The 17,906-nt window shown below is 43.9% G+C and carries 19 protein-coding genes; 17 read left to right on the forward strand and 2 right to left on the reverse strand.

All coding sequences use genetic code 11. The annotated features are described in order from the left end of the window. Positions 1-63: 63 nt before the first annotated feature. The 5 genes from ODOSP_RS06835 to ODOSP_RS06855 all read left to right on the forward strand — a co-directional run bounded on the left by ODOSP_RS06835 (position 64) and on the right by ODOSP_RS06855 (position 4,838). Positions 64-642, forward strand: coding sequence for a hypothetical protein (locus tag ODOSP_RS06835; RefSeq protein WP_013611624.1), 579 nt, complete (start codon positions 64-66; stop codon positions 640-642). A gap of 11 nt (positions 643-653) precedes the next feature. Further along, positions 654-1,103, forward strand: a complete 450-nt coding sequence (gene smpB, locus ODOSP_RS06840) for an SsrA-binding protein SmpB (RefSeq protein WP_013611625.1) — start codon at positions 654-656, stop codon at positions 1,101-1,103. Between the two features lie 217 nt (positions 1,104-1,320). Next, positions 1,321-1,827 (forward strand): TlpA family protein disulfide reductase, encoded by a 507-nt coding sequence (locus ODOSP_RS06845; RefSeq protein WP_013611626.1) that lies wholly within the window; start codon positions 1,321-1,323, stop codon positions 1,825-1,827. A 249-nt stretch (positions 1,828-2,076) separates the two neighbouring features. Then, on the forward strand, positions 2,077-3,384 hold the full coding sequence (locus ODOSP_RS06850; protein ID WP_013611627.1) for an acetyl-CoA hydrolase/transferase family protein: 1,308 nt from the start codon (positions 2,077-2,079) through the stop codon (positions 3,382-3,384). Positions 3,385-3,485: 101 nt separating this feature from the next. Next, the gene (locus tag ODOSP_RS06855; RefSeq protein ID WP_041557241.1) at positions 3,486-4,838 is read left to right on the forward strand and encodes a deoxyguanosinetriphosphate triphosphohydrolase; all 1,353 of its coding nucleotides are present in this window, start codon (positions 3,486-3,488) and stop codon (positions 4,836-4,838) included. 36 nt (positions 4,839-4,874) lie between these two features. Here the strand turns inward: ODOSP_RS06855 and ODOSP_RS06860 are convergent, their stop codons facing one another. Next, the gene (locus tag ODOSP_RS06860) at positions 4,875-5,324 is read right to left on the reverse strand and encodes a GatB/YqeY domain-containing protein (RefSeq protein WP_013611629.1); all 450 of its coding nucleotides are present in this window, start codon (positions 5,322-5,324) and stop codon (positions 4,875-4,877) included. A 305-nt stretch (positions 5,325-5,629) separates the two neighbouring features. Between ODOSP_RS06860 and ODOSP_RS06865 the strand changes: the two genes are divergently transcribed. The 9 genes from ODOSP_RS06865 to ODOSP_RS20390 all read left to right on the forward strand — a co-directional run bounded on the left by ODOSP_RS06865 (position 5,630) and on the right by ODOSP_RS20390 (position 12,561). Then, positions 5,630-5,974 (forward strand): Kelch repeat-containing protein, encoded by a 345-nt coding sequence (locus ODOSP_RS06865; protein ID WP_013611630.1) that lies wholly within the window; start codon positions 5,630-5,632, stop codon positions 5,972-5,974. Between the two features lie 540 nt (positions 5,975-6,514). Beyond that, positions 6,515-7,747, forward strand: a complete 1,233-nt coding sequence (locus ODOSP_RS06870) for a BamA/TamA family outer membrane protein (protein WP_013611631.1) — start codon at positions 6,515-6,517, stop codon at positions 7,745-7,747. 15 nt (positions 7,748-7,762) lie between these two features. Next, a complete protein-coding gene (locus ODOSP_RS06875) occupies positions 7,763-9,094 on the forward strand; it encodes an MATE family efflux transporter (protein ID WP_013611632.1) in 1,332 nt (443 codons plus the stop codon). Between the two features lie 120 nt (positions 9,095-9,214). After that, complete coding sequence (locus ODOSP_RS19645; RefSeq protein ID WP_157741833.1) at positions 9,215-9,382, forward strand: sigma factor; 168 nt, start codon at positions 9,215-9,217, stop codon at positions 9,380-9,382. 43 nt (positions 9,383-9,425) lie between these two features. Continuing rightward, on the forward strand, positions 9,426-9,746 hold the full coding sequence (locus tag ODOSP_RS06880; protein WP_083813727.1) for an RNA polymerase sigma factor: 321 nt from the start codon (positions 9,426-9,428) through the stop codon (positions 9,744-9,746). Positions 9,747-9,857: 111 nt separating this feature from the next. Then, positions 9,858-11,024, forward strand: a complete 1,167-nt coding sequence (locus tag ODOSP_RS06885; protein ID WP_013611633.1) for a FecR family protein — start codon at positions 9,858-9,860, stop codon at positions 11,022-11,024. 83 nt (positions 11,025-11,107) lie between these two features. After that, positions 11,108-11,782 (forward strand): carboxypeptidase-like regulatory domain-containing protein, encoded by a 675-nt coding sequence (locus ODOSP_RS06890; RefSeq protein ID WP_013611634.1) that lies wholly within the window; start codon positions 11,108-11,110, stop codon positions 11,780-11,782. Then, complete coding sequence (locus tag ODOSP_RS20385) at positions 11,730-12,338, forward strand: TlpA family protein disulfide reductase (RefSeq protein WP_022160213.1); 609 nt, start codon at positions 11,730-11,732, stop codon at positions 12,336-12,338. The genes ODOSP_RS06890 and ODOSP_RS20385 overlap by 53 nt, the downstream gene beginning before the upstream one ends. Then, positions 12,295-12,561: a TlpA family protein disulfide reductase gene (locus ODOSP_RS20390; RefSeq protein WP_022160214.1), complete on the forward strand. Its 267-nt coding sequence runs from the start codon at positions 12,295-12,297 to the stop codon at positions 12,559-12,561. The genes ODOSP_RS20385 and ODOSP_RS20390 overlap by 44 nt, the downstream gene beginning before the upstream one ends. Positions 12,562-12,736: 175 nt before the next feature. Here the strand turns inward: ODOSP_RS20390 and ODOSP_RS06900 are convergent, their stop codons facing one another. Continuing rightward, entirely contained in the window at positions 12,737-13,882 is a 1,146-nt protein-coding gene (locus tag ODOSP_RS06900; protein WP_228026172.1) for a MalY/PatB family protein, read from the reverse strand. A 210-nt stretch (positions 13,883-14,092) separates the two neighbouring features. Here ODOSP_RS06900 and ODOSP_RS06905 point away from each other — a divergent pair, with 210 nt between their 5' ends. The 3 genes from ODOSP_RS06905 (at position 14,093) to ODOSP_RS06915 (ending at position 17,896) form a co-directional block, all read left to right on the forward strand. Beyond that, positions 14,093-15,028 carry a lytic transglycosylase domain-containing protein gene (locus tag ODOSP_RS06905; RefSeq protein ID WP_013611636.1) on the forward strand — a complete coding sequence of 312 codons (936 nt, stop codon included), beginning with the start codon at positions 14,093-14,095 and terminating at the stop codon, positions 15,026-15,028. 80 nt (positions 15,029-15,108) lie between these two features. Further along, the gene (locus ODOSP_RS06910; RefSeq protein WP_013611637.1) at positions 15,109-16,773 is read left to right on the forward strand and encodes a nucleoside kinase; all 1,665 of its coding nucleotides are present in this window, start codon (positions 15,109-15,111) and stop codon (positions 16,771-16,773) included. An 82-nt stretch (positions 16,774-16,855) separates the two neighbouring features. Next, positions 16,856-17,896, forward strand: a complete 1,041-nt coding sequence (locus ODOSP_RS06915) for an efflux RND transporter periplasmic adaptor subunit (RefSeq protein WP_013611638.1) — start codon at positions 16,856-16,858, stop codon at positions 17,894-17,896. Positions 17,897-17,906 lie beyond the last annotated feature (10 nt).

A 17,906-nucleotide genomic window follows, 5' to 3' on the forward strand; every position in this document is an offset into this window, starting at 1 on the left:
CGGACAAAGTATCTTCAAAAATTCCTGTTGTTTTTCAGGAAAAATTAGATATTTTTGTCTGGCATGAAAAATATTAATTTCAAATATCTATACCGACGCACCGAACAATTGCTGATGGTTCCGGAGATTGTATGGCCGGAAGCCCTGAACGAAACTAATTCCGGAAAGGAATTGTATCGGAATTATCTGATTCCCATTACTATGGTTATCTCGATAATGGTTCTGTTGATCAATTTGATCAATTATAATTTTTGGCAAGCTACCGGTCTGACAATCATTAATCTGATAGCAATGCTCATCGGTAACTGGTTCGCCTATCTGATTACACGGGAATATTTGTGCCGGAAACTCTCTTTCGATACGAACCTGGCCTTAAATCTGACCGTATACAGTGGAGTGATTTTCATTATTTTTCATAGTATTGGAAATGCTCTGGGAAATATTTTTCTAGGCCAACTTTTTACGTTGCTCAGTTTTACTTTTATACGGACGCTTTACAAAGGACTTGGCCAAATCCCCCGATTGCATCCGGGCCAGAAAACCAATATTCTCGTCATCAGTTCACTGGCGATTATTTGTATTCCAGTCATTATCAATCAACTTTTGATGATCATCTTTGGAATTTCTGCTTTCAATATTTAATTTTTCAGTTTATGCCTAACGAAGTCAATATACGAAACAAACGAGCCTCCTTCGACTACGAATTTCTCGAAGAATATAATGCCGGCATCGTACTTACCGGTACCGAAATTAAATCTATCCGGGCCGGGAAAGCCAGTCTGGTAGATTCCTACTGCTTTTTTAACCGGGGAGAGTTGTGGGTAAAAGGGATGCATATCGCCGAATACAAACTAGGGACTTATTACAATCACGAAGAAAAACGGGAACGAAAACTACTGCTCACTCACAAAGAGCTGATCAAACTGCAACGTAAAGTGAAAGAATCCGGCCTGACCATCGTACCGGTGAAAGTTTTCCTCAACGAAAAAGGATACGCCAAACTCCGGATCGCCCTGGCTAAAGGCAAAAAGGAATTCGACAAACGGGAAAGCCTGAAACTGAAAGATGCCAAGAAAGATATGGAGAGGGCGATGAAAAGGTAAAAGGCTAAAAGCTATAGGCTAAAGGCTGTAGGCTAAAGGCTGTAGGCTAAAAGCTATAGGCTAAAGGCTGTAGGCTAAAAGCTATAGGCTAAAGGTTATTCGAGGAGATAAAAGAGAGAGGTTAAAAAGTGGGGAGATAGAAGTTGAGAGAAAGGGCTGTAACCGTTATAACTGAAAAAACAAAGGATAGACTTGAATACTAAAATTCTGATAAACAATGAAAAACACAATTATTTTACTGACCATGCTATTATTCAGCGGTATTGGATTTGCACAGGAAAGCAACAACGGCAAACAGTTGTGGGCAAAATCTTTTCTGAACGAAAAGGCACCGGAACTAACCGTAGAAACCTGGATTTCTAAAAAACCCGATACTGAGGGAAAATTCGTCATCATCGACTTTTGGGCTACCTGGTGTGGCCCCTGCCGGAAAGCAATTCCCGAGCTCAACGAGATTGCCAAAGAATTTTCGAAAGATGTCGTCGTTATCGGCATTTCGGACGAACCGGTAGAAAAGATTAAAGCGATGAAAGAACCCGTTATCGAATATTATTACGGAGTAGATACTAAAAAAACAATGGACAAAATCCTGGAAATCAAAGGTATTCCCCATGTCATCATCATCGATCCGAAAGGTATTGTCCGCTGGGAAGGTTTTCCTCTGCTCGAAAATCATAAATTAACCCCCGAAGTCGTTAAAAACCTGATCGAAAAATACAAGTAAACTAAAAAGGACGATTCTATACTTTACAGATAGAGTTGTCCTTTTTCACCATACTATTGATTATATATATCCGATCCGCAAACCATTACAGCAGTTTTGTCCGGTATTCTCCCCTATAATTTTATTACGCAACAAATTCTACACACAATTTACTCCCACTTTTTACCTTTTACCTTTTACTTTTTACTTTTTATTGCCTACCTTCGCATCGTTTGTGAGTGAAAGATTTTAATCTAATATAACAACATTATGGTTCAAGGTATAAAAACAGTATCATTTGAAGAAGCTGTCAAAGTGGTGAAATCGGGCGACCGGATTCATATTCACAGTGTAGCTTGTGCACCTCAGGGTTTGATCCAGGCTTTGTGTGCCCGCGGACGTGCCGGAGAGCTGAAAAACATTAAATTGCAACATCTTCATACGGAAGGCGCTGCTCCTTATGCAGAGCAGGAATTCGAAGGTGTATTCCAGCTGGAATCGTATTTTGTCGGCCACAACGTACGGAAAGCGACTCAGGACGGTTGGGCAGACTATATTCCGGTACACCTCAGTGAAACCCAGAAATTAATCCGTATGGGGATTACTCCGGTAGATGTGGCCATGATTCAGGTATGTCCTCCGGATAAACACGGCTATGTATCTATGGGTACTTCTGTAGATGCCACCCTGGCTGCCGTTCAAACGGCTAAAACAGTAATTGCGGTGATCAACCCTAACGTGCCGCGTGCCTGGGGAGATGCCATCATCAAATTATCCGATATCGATATCTTCTGCGAAGACAACACTCCGCTGATTGAAGCTAAACCGGCACAACCATCGGAACAGGATATTCAAATCGGTAAAAATTGTGCCGGCCTGATCGAAGACGGTGCTTGTCTTCAAATGGGAATCGGAGCTATTCCGAACGCCGTATTGTCACAGCTGGGTAACCACAAAAATCTGGGGATCCACACCGAAATGTTTGCCGATGGAGTATTACCTCTTTATTATAAAGGAGTAATCAACAACCTGAATAAAAAATACGATAAAGGGAAAATCGTTTCTACTTTCCTGATGGGTTCTAAAGCGGTATATGACTTTATCGACGACAACCCGGCAGTAGCTATGATGGACGTAGGCTATACCAACGATCCTTATATCATTGCCCAGCAACCGAAAATGACTGCCATCAACTCTGCACTTTCTATCGACCTCACCGGCCAGGTAAACGCCGACTCTCTGGGATGCAAATTCTACAGTGGTTGTGGAGGACAGTTGGACTTTATCCGGGGTGCAGCAGCCAGTGAAGGAGGTAAACCGATTATCGCCATGCCGGCTATCACAGCCAAAGGGATCAGTAAAATCAGTCCGACCCTGTTGAATGGCGCCGGAGTGGTGACCACCCGTTTCGATGTGCATTATGTCGTTACGGAATACGGGGTAGCCGACCTATATGGAAAAACCTTACAGGATCGCGCTAAAGCCTTGATCCGTATTGCTGCTCCTCAATGCCAGGAAGAACTGGACAAAGCTGCATTCGAACGCTTCGGAAGTCACTTCCACTTCATTACAAAATAAAAAGTAACCTTATACAAAGAGGCTGTCCCTAAAGTATAAACTTTTTGGACGTCTCTTTGTTTTTCAACCTATTATTCGATCTTATCTTCATTGCTTTACCTATGGATTGGAATCAACTTTTATCAGCCCATCGTTATCATCCGGGAAGTACCACTTCGTTGTTTCATTCGCACGACCGTTCGCAATTTCAACGGGATTACGACCGCCTGATATTTTCATCTCCTTTCCGTCGCTTACAGAATAAAACGCAGGTATTTCCCCTTCCGGGTAATATTTTTGTTCACAACCGTCTGACTCACAGCCTTGAAGTAGCTAGTGTAGGACGTTCGCTCGGAAATAAGGTCAGCCAATTCCTGAAACAACAGCAAGTAGAGATCGAAAATCCGGAAATTCTGGAAGAAATCGGAACCATTGTCAGCACCGGTTGCCTGGCCCACGACCTGGGGAACCCTCCTTTCGGCCACTCGGGCGAAGAAGCGATTTCCTATTTTTTCAGTGAAGGTGAAGGCCTGTATTTCAAAAAATTGCTTTCCGACGAAGAATGGAATGACCTAAGCCATTTCGAAGGTAATGCCAATACCTTCCGTCTCCTGACCCACAGCTTCAACGGACGCCGCCCGGGAGGCTATACCATGACCTATACCACCCTGGCTTCTATCGTCAAATACCCCTTCGAATCGACAAAAGCCAATCCCAAAGGATTCAAATACGGTTTTTTCCAGAGTGAAAAAGACATTTTCCGGCAGGTAGCCGGGGAACTGGGAATCCGCCAGCTCGGTGACCATCCGCTGCAATATGTACGCCATCCGCTGGTATACCTTGTCGAAGCCGCTGACGATATCTGTTACCAGATTATGGATATCGAAGACTCACATAAACTACGCATACTTTCTTATGACGAAACCGTCGCTATTCTGGAAAGCTTTTATGACAAAAATGAAGACAAAGAAGATCTGAAAATCATCACCAAAACTTTCAAGACGGTTACCGACAAAAATGAACGGATTGCTTTTTTGAGAGCCGGAATCATCAATAAGCTGATCAATGCCTGTGCCGACGTATTCTGCCAGAATTACGAAGCGATCATGAAGGGTGATTTCAACAGTACCCTGATCAAACAAGTCAGCGGAACGAACAAAGAAGCCTACGATGCCTGCACCGCCTTAGCTTACGGACGAATCTACCATACGAATATGGTAACCCAGATTCAAATTGCCGGTTTCAAAATACTCGGAACCATCCTCAAAGAATATACGGATGCAGTACTGAAACCGGAAACTTACTATGCCCGGAATATCTTATCGATCATGCCCGAACAATACAAGGTCAGTAAGGCAGATTCTATGTATACAAAGATTCAGACCGTAGTAGATTACGTCTCCGGCATGACCGACTCGTATGCCCTGAATCTCTATCGCAAAATCAAGGGGATCGATTTACCGGAGATTAAATAAAATCGGGAAACTTTATATTCAACGATCCTTACGTGCTCACCCCAGCAATTCCTTTACTTTAGCCGAGATCGCTTTACCGTCGGCCAGACCGGCCAATTTTTTGGTAGCGGTGCCCATCACTTTTCCCATATCTTTGGCAGAAGAAGCACCCACTTCGGCAATGATAGCTTTCAAAGCTTCAGTCAGTTCAGCTTCATCCAGTTGTTTCGGTAAGAATTCTTCGAGCACGGCCACCTGCCCGCTCTCCTGCTCGTACAAATCTTCGCGGCCCTGTTGTCTGTAAATTTCTGCCGATTCTTTCCCCTGTTTGGCTAATTTTTGAATCAGCTTGATACATTCGGCATCATCGATCCGGTCATTGGCCCCCGGGCGGGTTTTGGCTTCCAAAATCACTTTCTTGATATTACGCATCGTCTCCAGCCGAACTTTATCGTGAGCTTTCATGGCATTTTTAATACCATCGTTTACTTGTTCTTCTATCGTCATCATCTTAATTTATTACAACACATTCAACTGATTCATCAGTCTTAAATTCAACAAGAATATCCCGCAAACTTAAAAATCATATTTTTTAATGATTCAATAGTTGATAAGGAACTGACAATTCTTAAAACTTTTATGCTTAGAATCTCATTATTAATACTGTCTTCCTTTATTTTTTTTGCAAAATTAAAATTAATATTCCAAAACTTATTCACAGTCCGCCAATAATTTAATAATTGTTATGTATCAACAAAGTTTTTTAAGACCAATGAATTCAAAAGTAAAAATTATAATGGTCATATTCAAATATGCCAAATATAAATCATAAAAATAAATATGATTGTGAGAATTCTCACAGCAATAATCTATGGCAGTATAAAAGAACGACAGACTACATCGGATGGGATAAAATGAAGGACTTTCCAGGGAATTCAAAAATCGGGGCCATTGCTTTCGTAATCGAAAATAAAGCTTATGTAGGCTTAGGCAGATCTCAACTCAACGGAACCGTCTATCTTTGTTTCGGTCATAATGCTCACGAATATAGCCGGGATGTTTATAAATTCAACCCGGAAGAGTTTCGCTTTATACCGTTAAATACTCTTTTACCTGATAGATATCCGGGAATTACACGTTCCTATGCTTCTTTTTAACTATCGACGGACAGGAATATGCTTATATTGTAGGAGGAGAATTAGGATTAGATGCAGCTCCACCTTATTGGTATTGTTGTCGTTATAATTACTTGACAGACGAATGGGAAGAAGCACCTCCAATGCCAAGGACTCATCCTTATGTAACAACATTCACAAAGGACAACGCCGGATATGTCATATTTAATGATATCGCCTATAAGTTTGTATATTAGTACAAAAAACAAGAAATCTATTATTCGAAGTAGCTTATATTGAAAAGTGGTTATTCCCGAAATGAGGGTAACCACTTTTTTATTTTATCCTATTTTTGTATAATAAGGTTATTATAGATATAATCTGAGAAAACGAACCGATCAGAACCAGATGTGAATATAAAACCTAAATGATATCCGTTTCGTAATCTGATAATAGATTAGTAACCTCTTTTATCCGATAGAGTCGATAGCCATTGGTATATCATTGTCATAATATAAATTAACACATATAATTCCGATTGGCACAAATTTTGAAGTAAATTTGGCACATTTAAGAACAACTATGAAACTATTACTTCTTGTCCTGCTACTGTTGGTAGCGATCCCTGCATTTACACAGCAAGATTCTGTAAAAATCACGACACCGGGAGATACCGTCGTTGTGACCGAGACCTGGACCGTACGCCAACTGAAACAATTTGCCCGCCAGCAAAGGCGCGATTCGATCCGTGCCCATAAAAAAGTATGGCTTTCCATTCTTGGAGGTCCTTCCTATAACCCCGAAGCTTCGCTGGGAGTCGGTGGCGCCATGTTGATGACTTTCCGGATGAACCCCGACGATACCATCAGCCAACGGTCTTTTATCCCGGTAGGCTTCAATATCTCTATCAACGGGACTTTCGTCGCAGCAGGAGCCGGTACGTTGTTTTTCAATGAAAATAAATTCCGTATTTACATCAAATACGGTTATCGTACCGAACCGGCCAATTTTTATGGCGTCGGCTATGATGAAATCAAAAAAGCCGAGGAACTAAAGGACCGTTACGATAAGGATTCGGTGACCTTTCATAAAGCCAGCGTGCAGTTCTTTCCCCGTTTTGTGTGGGAAGTGAAACCGAATATATACGTAGGTACGCTTCTGGATTTCAACTATAATTATACGAAATCCTTGGCCGACTGGATGAAAACCAATCCGGCCATCCTGAAATATGGTAACCGTTATCACAATATCGGAATAGGTGCTTTGTTCCAGTACGATACCCGGGATGATGTCGCTACCCCTTTCGAGGGCGTATTCCTAAGCGCAATGGGAACCCTGTACGGGAAATATCTGGGCGGAAATTACAATTATGAAATGCTGGAACTGGAATACCGCCAATTCCGTCAGGTCTTCAAACGCCGGAGCACGCTGGCCTGGACAGCCAAAACCCAGATCGGTATGGATAACGTCCCTTACAGCGAACTGCCGAACTTCGGTAATCCCTTCGATCTGCGCGGTTACGCCTGGGGTAAATACCGGGATAAATCGATGGCTTACGGCATTATCGAATACCGGCACATGTTTATGTCGCAGGAAGCTTATGCCCGGGGCGCCTTTTGGTCGAAGTTCGGAGGGGTTGCCTGGATCGGTACGGGTACGATCGGAAAAACCCCGGCCGACTGGGATAAATGGAAACTCAACTATGGTATCGGACTTCGTATTCAGTTACAACCCCGCAAAAATTTCCGTCTGGATATCGGCAAAGAACCCGGACAGAAATGGGGTATTTATATGAATATGACCGAAGCTTTCTAATCGTTCCCACAGCACATGAGAAGCTCTGTAAAAAATAAAATCATCTGGACGATAGCCCTTCCGATTATCTTCGGAAATCTGGCACAAACCCTGATCGCCTTAACCGATACGGCTTTTCTGGGACGGGTCAGTGCTGTCGCTTTGGGAGCTTCGATGATGGCAGGTATTTATTATTATATTTATTCGACTTTAGCCTGGGGATTCGCCATCGGTATACAGATCATCGTTGCCCGCCGCCTGGGTGAAGGGCGTCTGGACCGGATCGGGGTGATTTTCGAGCACGGGTTGTTTTTCGTGCTTTTTCTGTCTACAGGTCTGTTTCTGATACAACATTATTTCACCAACGATATTCTGGCCAGGATCATCCAGTCGCCTAATATCTACGCCGCTGCAGTAGAATATATGGATTACCGGCATTACGGTATTATTTTTGTATGTTTTAATTTTTTGTTCCGTTCTTTATATATCGGGCTGTCCGATACCAAAGTCATCAGTTTCACGACAGCCATCATGGCTATGGTGAATATATTCCTCGATTATGTCCTGATATTCGGTAAATGGGGTTTCCCCGAAATGGGTGTCGGTGGTGCAGCACTCGCTTCTGTATGTGCCGAAATATCCGCTACATTTTTCTTTATCGGGTATACGCTCGTCAAGCTTCCGCTAAAAACTTATTCCTTATTCTATTTTCATAAACTGGAAGGCTGGCTGATGAAATCGGTTCTGAAACTGGCTTTTCCCACCATGATCCAAAAGTTACTTTCTTTCGGGACATGGTTTATTTTCTTCGCTCTGGTCGAACATATGGGCGAGACACCGATTGCGGTGTCCGGTATTGTGAGAAGTGTTTATATGCTCGTTATGATCCCCGTATTTGCTTTCGGTGCAACGGCCAATACGCTCACCAGCCGCCTGATCGGCGAAGGGAAACAAAACGAAGTGATGCCGACTGTCTTCAAAACGATCGGACAAGGGCTGATCGCCATTCTGCCGGTACTCTTATGCTGTTTGTTTATCCCTCATACGGTGCTGTCTATCTACACCGACGATTTGGTCTTAGCCGATGCCTCTATTCCTTCTTTGCTGGTTATCTGCTGTGCTTCGATCGCTATGAGCTTCGGAATTCCACTGTTCGAAGCCGTATCAGGTACAGGTAATACGACCAATGCGTTGATACTGGAATCTGTCGTACTGATCGCCTACACCTTTTCTGTCTGGTTTTTCGCTTCTTACATATCCACCCGCGTAGAATGGGTATGGACCAGTGAATTTACTTATGGAACCCTCATCGGTCTGGTGTCCTGGCTTTTCATGAGATTCGCTTCCTGGCAGCGTAAGAAAATCTGAACATGTAGAAATTTAGTATTTTTGATACGGGATTCAGCCAGTGGCTTTTGCGAATCAAGCGGAATACTTTATCTTTGCATAAAAGTCGCGCAACAGATAACTAACGACGAAAGCATGAGTATGGAAAAGACATATGCCTATGAAGTAGAAAAAATCTTTACTTCCTGGTATAGTTCGCTGTGTTATTTTGCCTTTCGGTATGTACAGGACGATGAAACGGCCCGGGGCATCGTTCAGGAGGTTTTTGTCCGCTTAATGGAAAAGCGACAGTCAGTCCAAAGTGAGTAACATCTGAAAAACTTTTTATATCTGACCATAAAAAAACGATTGTCTGAACCATTTACGCAACCGTCTCTCGCGGGAACACTACCTGAGTTATCTGAAACATGAAGGAGAACAGGACGAATTCGAATGCCGGATGATCGAAACGGAAATTTTCAGCCGGCTGAGAAAAGCAATAGAAAAATTACCCCGGGAATGCCGTAAAGTATTCGAGTTGTACTATTTCGAGGGGATGAATAACGAGAAAGCGGCCCAAACCCTGCGAATCAGTATTGAAACGGTAAAAGCCCAAAAGAAACGGGGCAAACAGATACTGCGAAAAAATCTGCAAGAGTTGTACCCGCTGTTCGCCTTATTATTCGGTCTGTGATTTCGGTTACTTTTTCCTTAATTAATCCGAAGTCACCGGTAAAATAAAAAAATTCATTTTCATTTACCCCTTTTTGCATATCATCGTGTAATAATACAAAATGGTTGCAAAATGGGAGTAAAAAACGACATTACTATTATCCGGCTTATTCTGGGTCATTGGGCTGGGAAACTATCCGAACCGGAGAAAAAAGAACTGGACAACTGGCTGGCACAATCGGAAAAACACCGGATTTATTTCCAAAAATGGTGTGACGATGAACGGCAAAATGAGTTGTTGTCCAAAATCGGATGCTACGACCCCGGGGAAGGGTGGCAACAGGTGGTCCGTAAAAGAAACATGCGGCGCAACCGCCGGTGGTGGCTGGTAGCAGCAGCTTCTGTCGCTATTCTTTTCGGGGGACTGGCAGTCTACCGGTATAGCAAGATTCCTGTTTCTCTCCCCTTAGCCAGCGAGGAGACCTCTATATATCCCGGAAAACGCATGGCCCGGCTGATTACCCCTTCAGGCGAAACAGTATTATTGGATACACTACGGCAAACGGATACACAGCAAATGAAGTTGCATAACGATCAGGGACGGGTGGTCATTCAAGCCGCTTGCGGAGATGCAAACGGTGATCAACCTGTTTACCATTGCCTGGAAGTACCCCGGGGTGGAGAATTCAGTTTCCTGTTGCCCGACAGCACGACCGTATTTCTGAATGCCGAGAGCCGTCTGCGCTTCCCTGACCGATTCGTTCCGGGGAGTGAAAGAATCGTATATCTCAGTGGTGAAGCTTATTTCGACGTGAAGCGTGATCCCCGTTCTCCCTTTCTGGTTTGCCTGGAACACTCGGCGGTAAAAGTGACAGGTACTTCCTTCAATGTCAAGGCGTACCCCGACGACACGAACGAAGCGACCACCTTGATCAGCGGAACCGTATCGATGGGGATCGGCACTACGGAACAATGGATCGTCCTGAAACCGGGCGAACAGGGGTATTACGACGCTACCCGGAAAACACTGTTGCAGCAAACCGTGGACGTGAATTATTATACAGCCTGGAAAGACGGCGTGTTTGCCTTTTACCGGCAACCCCTGGAAGAGGTCATGAAAACACTGGGATGCTGGTATCTGTTCGACACCCATTATCAGAACGAAGCATTGAAATCTATTCTTTACACGGGGAAAATCAATCGTCATGCTTCCATCCGGGAGGTCTTGCACACCTTCGAGCTGATGGACGAACTTACATTCGACATAAAAGGAAAGGAGGTTATTGTCAGGAGAAAATAAAAAAAGCAACCGCTTCTTCTTGCACAAGAACCGGTTGCAAACTTGTATAAACAATTTACAAATCGTTTTAACACAACAAATTTATGAAAAAAAACAATCGGTTGTTGCCGGATTGGAAAGATTCCGGTGGCTTGCAACAAGTAAGCAGAATGATGAAATGTGTGCTATTCTTTATGCTGACACTCGTGTGTGGTGTCCAGGGGAAAGTGTATTCCCAACAGTATACACTGGACCTACATCTGAAACAAACTTCTCTGGAAGAAGTTTTCAACCGGATAGAGGCCCAGACCGGACTGAAATTTTTGTACAATACCCTGCTCACCGACTCAAAAGGGAAAGTGGATGTCGAAGCCCGGCAGGAAGACATCCGCAAAGTGCTGGATGAATTATTGAATCCCCTGGGTCTCACCTATATATTGAACAGTAATCATATTGTGGTCAAGCAAGCAGATGCTGCCGCCCCACAGGAAAAAACGGTGATCAAAGGGAAAGTGACGGATAGCAAAGGCAGTCCCCTACCCGGCGTGACGGTACGGATCAAAGGAACCAATATCGGTGTCGTTTCGGACAACGACGGCCACTACGAATTAACTTTACCTGCCGGAACCGATCCGACACTGATATTTTCTTTCGTCGGTATGCTTTCGCAGGAAGCAAAATATACAGGCCAACGTGAGCTGAATATCATCCTGCACGAAAATATAGGTGGATTATTCCACGGATTTCTATGCGCTGCTCTTCCTCGCCACACCCCGTGACAAGCATCCCGAAAAGTTCATGTGGCCGGAGTACTACAAACACATTGCCTCACCGCAGAAATATACGACGGATGTCGTATCGCAATTTCCGGAAGGGGTCAGAATGCCGGGCGTGTACGCCGAGTTTACCAACCGGGAGTCAGGGGAAAAAGAGAGATATAATCCGGACGATGTGATTACCTTTTTACACAACGACCATCTGATAGGCGAATATCTGCAGAACAATGAGTTTCGCCGATATAGATCCTACGAACAATATTCGGCAGGTATGGAAAAATACGGCAAATATTTTGTAACGCCCTCTCTCAAAGCACGTATCGAAGCGTTAGGAGCTCCTCTGTATGACACCAAAGCCGGTTCCCCGGCGGCGGATTTTACCTACCCCGACGTGGAAGGCAATAGAGTATCGCTGTCCGACTTCAAGGGGAAAGTGGTACTGGTAGACGTCTGGGCCACCTGGTGCAGCCCCTGCCGGAAGGAAATCCCCCCATCTGAAAAACCTGAAGAAGGAGATGCACGGCACCGATGTGGTCTTTTTAGGCGTTTCTGTCGATGAAGCGAAAGACAAACAAAAATGGCTGGATTTCATCGAAACAGAGGGGTTAAAAGGTATCCAACTCTTAGCCAATGGCTGGAGCAAAATCACAAAAGACTATAAAATCAACGGTATTCCCCGTTTCATGGTCTTTGACAAAAAAGGCAACATTGTCTCAGCAGATGCTCCCCGGCCTTCCAACCCCGAATTGAAAAAAATGCTGGAAGCGGAACTCAACAGATAATCCTCACCCGATTCTATCTGAAAATCAAGGGCTGCCCTGCTTTTACCCTCTTTTCCTCCCCACTCTCCCGTCAGTACCTTTCTTTCCCTACTTATTTCCAAAAATTAAAATCTGTACAGAAAAAACTTTATAGACATTCATTTTTGTTTTGCATAAATAATCCTTTACAAAAAATTTACAGACAAGCTCTTTTTATCCGTTCCAGGCCATCTTCCAAAACACAACGGGGACATCCGATATTCATCCGGCGGAATCCCCTGCCCTCTTCACCGAATTCCAGACCGTCGTTCAGTCCGACTTTTCCTATCTTCACCAATCGTTCTCCACAGGCTTCATGCGACAAACCGGTCCCCCGGAAATCCAGCCACAATAAAAACGAACCTTCGGGTTTCAATACTTTGATCTGTGGTAGTTCTCTCTCGAAATAATCCAAAGCGAACTGTACATTCCCTTCCAGATACCGGGTCAGTTCCTCCAACCAACCGGCCCCATACCGATAGGCCGCTTTCAAAGTAACGTGTCCGAAGATATTTCCCAAGTCCAGGTGCAAAGTCGTTAATTCACGATTGTATACCTCCAGAATCTCAGGGTTGGAAGCAATAATCACCGAATTCATCATACCGGCGATATTGAAAGTCTTACTCGGAGCCATAGCGGTCAGCGTACGGGCAGCGATCTCCTCCGACACAGAAGCCATAACCGTATGCCGATGTCCGAACAAAGCCAGATCTGCATGAATTTCATCGGATAGAATCAGGACATCGTAACGGCAGCACAATTCTCCGATCCTTGCCAATTCCTCACGGGTCCACACCCGTCCGACAGGGTTATGAGAATTACACAGAATGAGCATTTTCACTCCTTTTTGTAACCCCTGTTCGAAGCATTCCCAGTCGATCACATACTTTTCGGTATCTCTTATTAAAGGACAACATACCAATTCGCGGCCATTATCCTTTACTACGGCATGAAACGGAGGATATACCGGAGTCATAATCATCACCTTATCGCCGGACTTAGTAAAAGCCCGGACAGAAATCGCCAGTGAAGTAACAATCCCGGGGCTGGAAGACAACCATTCTTCCTTTACCTCCCAACGATACCGCTGTTTCACCCAATTACGAAAAGCATCCTTACCATCATCCGAACGGAACGTATAACCGAAAATCCCCTGTTCACAACATTTACGTGCTGCCTCCTGCACCTCCGGGGGAACCCGGAAATCCATATCGGCCACCCACATCGGCAACAGATCCGCACAACCGAAAACATCCTGCAAACCGTCGTATTTCACACAATCGGTGTTCCGACGGTCAATCATTTGATCAAAATTATACCTATTCATAAAAGTTGTTGAGTTACTGAGTTGTTGAGTTACTGAGTTGTTGAGTTACTGAGTTGTTGAGTTGCTGAGCTGCTGAGTTATTGAGTTACTGAGTTGCTCTTGGGAGCTCTAATCGTTATTCCTAATCATTATTTTCTAATCTTTTTATTAACTTTGCACGTACAAATATAAATTTATAAATCTACAATGAAAAGACAAAATACGGTAATCTATATCTGTGTCATTATCACACTCTTGAATGTAGCCGGATTATTGTTTATTGCCTGCAAAAGTAATTCACCGATCGCAACGGCTTCTACTCCGGTTCAATCTTCAACTTCAGGTTATTATAGCGATGCCTATATGCCCGAGGCCCTGACTTTTGCCGGAGAGACCGTACCGTTGCAACGCCTGGATGTACAGGAAGCACTTCGGAAAGAACTGATCGTCAATTCTTATTTACATTCACATACCATTCAGATTCTACAAACGGCTCCCCGGGTTTTCCAACTGATGGAACCGATTTTGGAAAAGAACGGTATCCCGGAAGATTTCAAATACCTGGCGGTCATCGAAAGCCGTCTGAACCCTCAGGCCCAATCACCTGCCGGAGCAGTCGGAGTATGGCAGTTTCTGAAAGGTACCGGAAAGGAAAACGGTTTGGAAATCAATAATGAAGTAGACGAGCGCTATCACATCGAAAAATCGACAGAAGCCGCTGCCGCCTATCTCAAAAAAGCTTATGAGAAATTCGGTTCGTGGACACTGGCTGCAGCTGCGTATAATGCAGGCGCAGCTATGATTTCCCGGCAAATGGACCTCCAGAAAGAAACGAATTATTACAATCTCCTGTTGGGAGAGGAAACGGAACGTTATGTATTCCGGATTCTGGCCCTGAAACAGATTATGAATCATCCCGAACTGTACAATTTTAAAGTAAATACCGTTTATACTTTCGAAAAAACAGAAACAGTAGAAGTGAAAGGTCCTGTCAAAAGCTGGGCCGATTTTGCGCAAGAGCAAGGGATTACCTATAAAACCCTGAAGCGTTTCAACCCCTGGCTCCGGAAAACCGATTTAAAAAATCCACGACACAAAACTTACACGATCAGTATCCCTAAGAAAAAAGAACTGTACAAATAATAAAAATCACGTTAGATGAGGCACGGTATTTGTTTATACATTTTTTGTTATTACTTTAGCTAAGCATTAAATGTATAAATATGAGGACAGTCAATATTACTTGTGAAAATACACACCAGGAATACGAAATAGAGTTAGGCACTACACTTAGAGATGTAAAAAAGATCATCTTCCCGGAAAACCATAATCACATCCTCGGGGCTTTGGTCAATAATCAGTTACAGGACTTGCAGTTCGTTGTAATGACCCCTCTGCGGGTCAACTTCATCGATGTCACGACCCTGGACGGATACAGCATTTATTCGCGTTCGTTGATTTTCGTACTATATCAAGCTGTAGCCCAATTATTTCCGAAGAAAACACTTCGGGCCGAATATTTTATTTCGAACGGCATTTTTTGCCGGATCGTCAACAAAGAAATCGTACTGACTCCGGCAATCATTTCCGAACTGGAAAATAAAATGAAAGAAATCATTCAAGCCGACTATCCGATTGTACGGGAAGAAATCCCTACCGACGAAGCAGTTCTTATTTTCAGAAAAAGAGGGTTGAAAGATAAAGCAGACTTAATGGAAACCCGGGGAAAACTTTTCACTTCCCTTTATTATCTGAACGATCTTCCCGATTATTTTTATGGGACCCTGGCTCCTTCGACCAGTTGTCTGAAAACATTCGGTCTGATCCCCTATAAAGAAGGTATGCTATTGCAACTTCCCGACCGGACCGATCCGACCCGGGTACTGCCTGTCATTCCACAAGATAAGTTGTATCAGGTATTCAGTGAATACAAACGCTGGGGAAAAATCCTTGAAGTGACCGATATCGGGCATCTGAACAAAATCGTGGAGTTGAAATATTCAGGTCCTATGATCAAAATCAGTGAAGCACTCCACGAGAAAAAAATTTCGCTTATCGCCGATAAAATCAAGGCCCGGCATAAAAAGGTAAAAGTGATATTGGTCTCCGGTCCTTCTTCGTCCGGGAAAACCACGTTCAGCAAAAGATTGGCCATACAACTGATGGTCAATGGCATGAAACCCGTCAATCTTTCTCTGGACAATTACTTCGTCAACCGCGAATTTACTCCGAGAGACGAAAAAGGGGAATACGATTATGAGTCTATCGATGCCCTCGATATCGCCACCTTTACGGATAATATACAACGGTTACTAAAAGGGGAAGAGGTCGAAATTCCTAAATTCTCTTTCGAAACCGGACAACGTTATTATGACGGTGAAAAGCTAAAAATCGCCCGGAACAATGTGATCATCGTCGAAGGTATTCATGGGCTGAATCCCCAACTCACCCGGTTGCTGCCGCCGGAAACCCTTTTCAAGATATTCGTTTCTGCGCTGACCTCTATCGCTATCGATAATCACAACCTGATCAATCCGACAGATAATCGTCTGATCCGGCGCATGGTACGCGATTACAAATACCGGAATTATTCCGCCCTCGATACCCTGAAACGTTGGGAAAGTGTATTGCTGGGCGAACAAAAACATATCGTACCCTACCAGGAAGAAGCCGACGCGATCTTCAATTCTGCTTTGATTTATGAATTAGGAGCATTAAAAACACAGGCTGAACCTTTACTCCGGGAAGTAACCCAACAGCACCCCGAACATTCCAAAGCTTTACGCTTATTGAAATTTTTTTCTTACATCCGGGCTGTACCGACCCGTGAAATTCCACCGACCTCGATCATCCGGGAATTTTTAGGAGGAAGCAGTTTTAAATACTAAAAAACAGTAAATATATCTCTTTCCTTGCAACCAGTGAGGTGACTTTCATCGTAAAAATGAAAAAACATTTACGATTTTTACGATGAAATTTCGTTACCTGGTTTTCATATCGATACTTTCTTTTTGTCTGGCGTGTCAGGGAAAAAAGAAAGCTACTCTTTCCGATCTGCCCCGGCCGGTAAGGGTGATAAAAGTCGAAGCCTTAGGCACTTTCAACCATCAATATACCGGAACCGTAACAGCCCGGAATTTCAGTATACTGGCCTTCCGTTTGCCGGGTACCCTGACCGAAGTCAATGTCAACACCGGCCAAAAAATAAAAAAAGGAACGGTGATCGCCCGAATCGATCCCTATGATTACCAACGGCAATATCAAACCGCTTTAGCCAATTATAAAACAACCGAATCTATCTACGAACGTAATCAGCGCCTCTATGCTGCCAATGCCGTAGCCAAACAAAACCTGGAAATAGCCCAAACCGATTATATTCAGGCCACTTCAGCCCTGAATATGGCCCGGCGTACTCTGGATTACACCGTACTGACCGCACCATTCGACGGGTTTATCGAACAACGCTTCGTCGAGAATCACGAAGAAATACTTACCGGGCAATCGGTCGTCCGTCTGGTAGATCCTAAAGACATCGAAGTTAATTTCATGCTTCCCGAAACCAGTATCCAACTACTCGACATCCCGAAAAAGATCTATGTCGAATTCGATTCCCAAAAAGGAAAACTTTTCACGACAGAGGTCAAAGAGTATATCTATTCCTCGAACGGTTCGGGGATACCGGTGACTCTACTTATTACGGACAAACAGTTCGCCCCGTATCGGCAAAATGTATTTCCAGGATTTTCGTGTAAAGTGATCGTTGAAGTCGACAATATGATATCCGACAAATTCGTCCTTCCGGCCAGTGCCTTACAAGAAGCACACCATCAGGAATATGTATGGATCGTCGACCCGGCAAGCCATACAGCTCATCGTCAGCAAGTCAGGATAAAAAAATACAACGATCATATCCTTGTCGAGGCTGGCTTGAACCCGGACGATCTGATTATTATAGCCGGAATAGCTTCCATCCGGGAAGGACAAAAAGTGAGACCTGTCAAAAACCAGTAAATAAACACCC

The sequence above is a fragment of the Odoribacter splanchnicus DSM 20712 genome (assembly GCF_000190535.1).
Taxonomy (GTDB): Bacteria; Bacteroidota; Bacteroidia; order Bacteroidales; family Marinifilaceae; genus Odoribacter; species Odoribacter splanchnicus.

What these genes read in the sequence shown, in the direction of transcription:
- ODOSP_RS06835 (WP_013611624.1), top strand. Translation starts at nt 64, where the DNA reads ATGAAAAATATTAATTTCAAATATCTATACCGACGCACCGAACAATTG.
- smpB (WP_013611625.1), top strand. Translation starts at nt 654, where the DNA reads ATGCCTAACGAAGTCAATATACGAAACAAACGAGCCTCCTTCGACTAC.
- ODOSP_RS06845 (WP_013611626.1), top strand. Translation starts at nt 1,321, where the DNA reads ATGAAAAACACAATTATTTTACTGACCATGCTATTATTCAGCGGTATT.
- ODOSP_RS06850 (WP_013611627.1), top strand. Translation starts at nt 2,077, where the DNA reads ATGGTTCAAGGTATAAAAACAGTATCATTTGAAGAAGCTGTCAAAGTG.
- ODOSP_RS06855 (WP_041557241.1), top strand. Translation starts at nt 3,486, where the DNA reads ATGGATTGGAATCAACTTTTATCAGCCCATCGTTATCATCCGGGAAGT.
- ODOSP_RS06860 (WP_013611629.1), bottom strand. Translation starts at nt 5,324, where the DNA reads ATGACGATAGAAGAACAAGTAAACGATGGTATTAAAAATGCCATGAAA.
- ODOSP_RS06865 (WP_013611630.1), top strand. Translation starts at nt 5,630, where the DNA reads ATGCCAAATATAAATCATAAAAATAAATATGATTGTGAGAATTCTCAC.
- ODOSP_RS06870 (WP_013611631.1), top strand. Translation starts at nt 6,515, where the DNA reads ATGAAACTATTACTTCTTGTCCTGCTACTGTTGGTAGCGATCCCTGCA.
- ODOSP_RS06875 (WP_013611632.1), top strand. Translation starts at nt 7,763, where the DNA reads ATGAGAAGCTCTGTAAAAAATAAAATCATCTGGACGATAGCCCTTCCG.
- ODOSP_RS19645 (WP_157741833.1), top strand. Translation starts at nt 9,215, where the DNA reads ATGGAAAAGACATATGCCTATGAAGTAGAAAAAATCTTTACTTCCTGG.
- ODOSP_RS06885 (WP_013611633.1), top strand. Translation starts at nt 9,858, where the DNA reads ATGGGAGTAAAAAACGACATTACTATTATCCGGCTTATTCTGGGTCAT.
- ODOSP_RS06890 (WP_013611634.1), top strand. Translation starts at nt 11,108, where the DNA reads ATGAAAAAAAACAATCGGTTGTTGCCGGATTGGAAAGATTCCGGTGGC.
- ODOSP_RS20390 (WP_022160214.1), top strand. Translation starts at nt 12,295, where the DNA reads ATGCACGGCACCGATGTGGTCTTTTTAGGCGTTTCTGTCGATGAAGCG.
- ODOSP_RS06900 (WP_228026172.1), bottom strand. Translation starts at nt 13,882, where the DNA reads ATGATTGACCGTCGGAACACCGATTGTGTGAAATACGACGGTTTGCAG.
- ODOSP_RS06905 (WP_013611636.1), top strand. Translation starts at nt 14,093, where the DNA reads ATGAAAAGACAAAATACGGTAATCTATATCTGTGTCATTATCACACTC.
- ODOSP_RS06910 (WP_013611637.1), top strand. Translation starts at nt 15,109, where the DNA reads ATGAGGACAGTCAATATTACTTGTGAAAATACACACCAGGAATACGAA.
- ODOSP_RS06915 (WP_013611638.1), top strand. Translation starts at nt 16,856, where the DNA reads ATGAAATTTCGTTACCTGGTTTTCATATCGATACTTTCTTTTTGTCTG.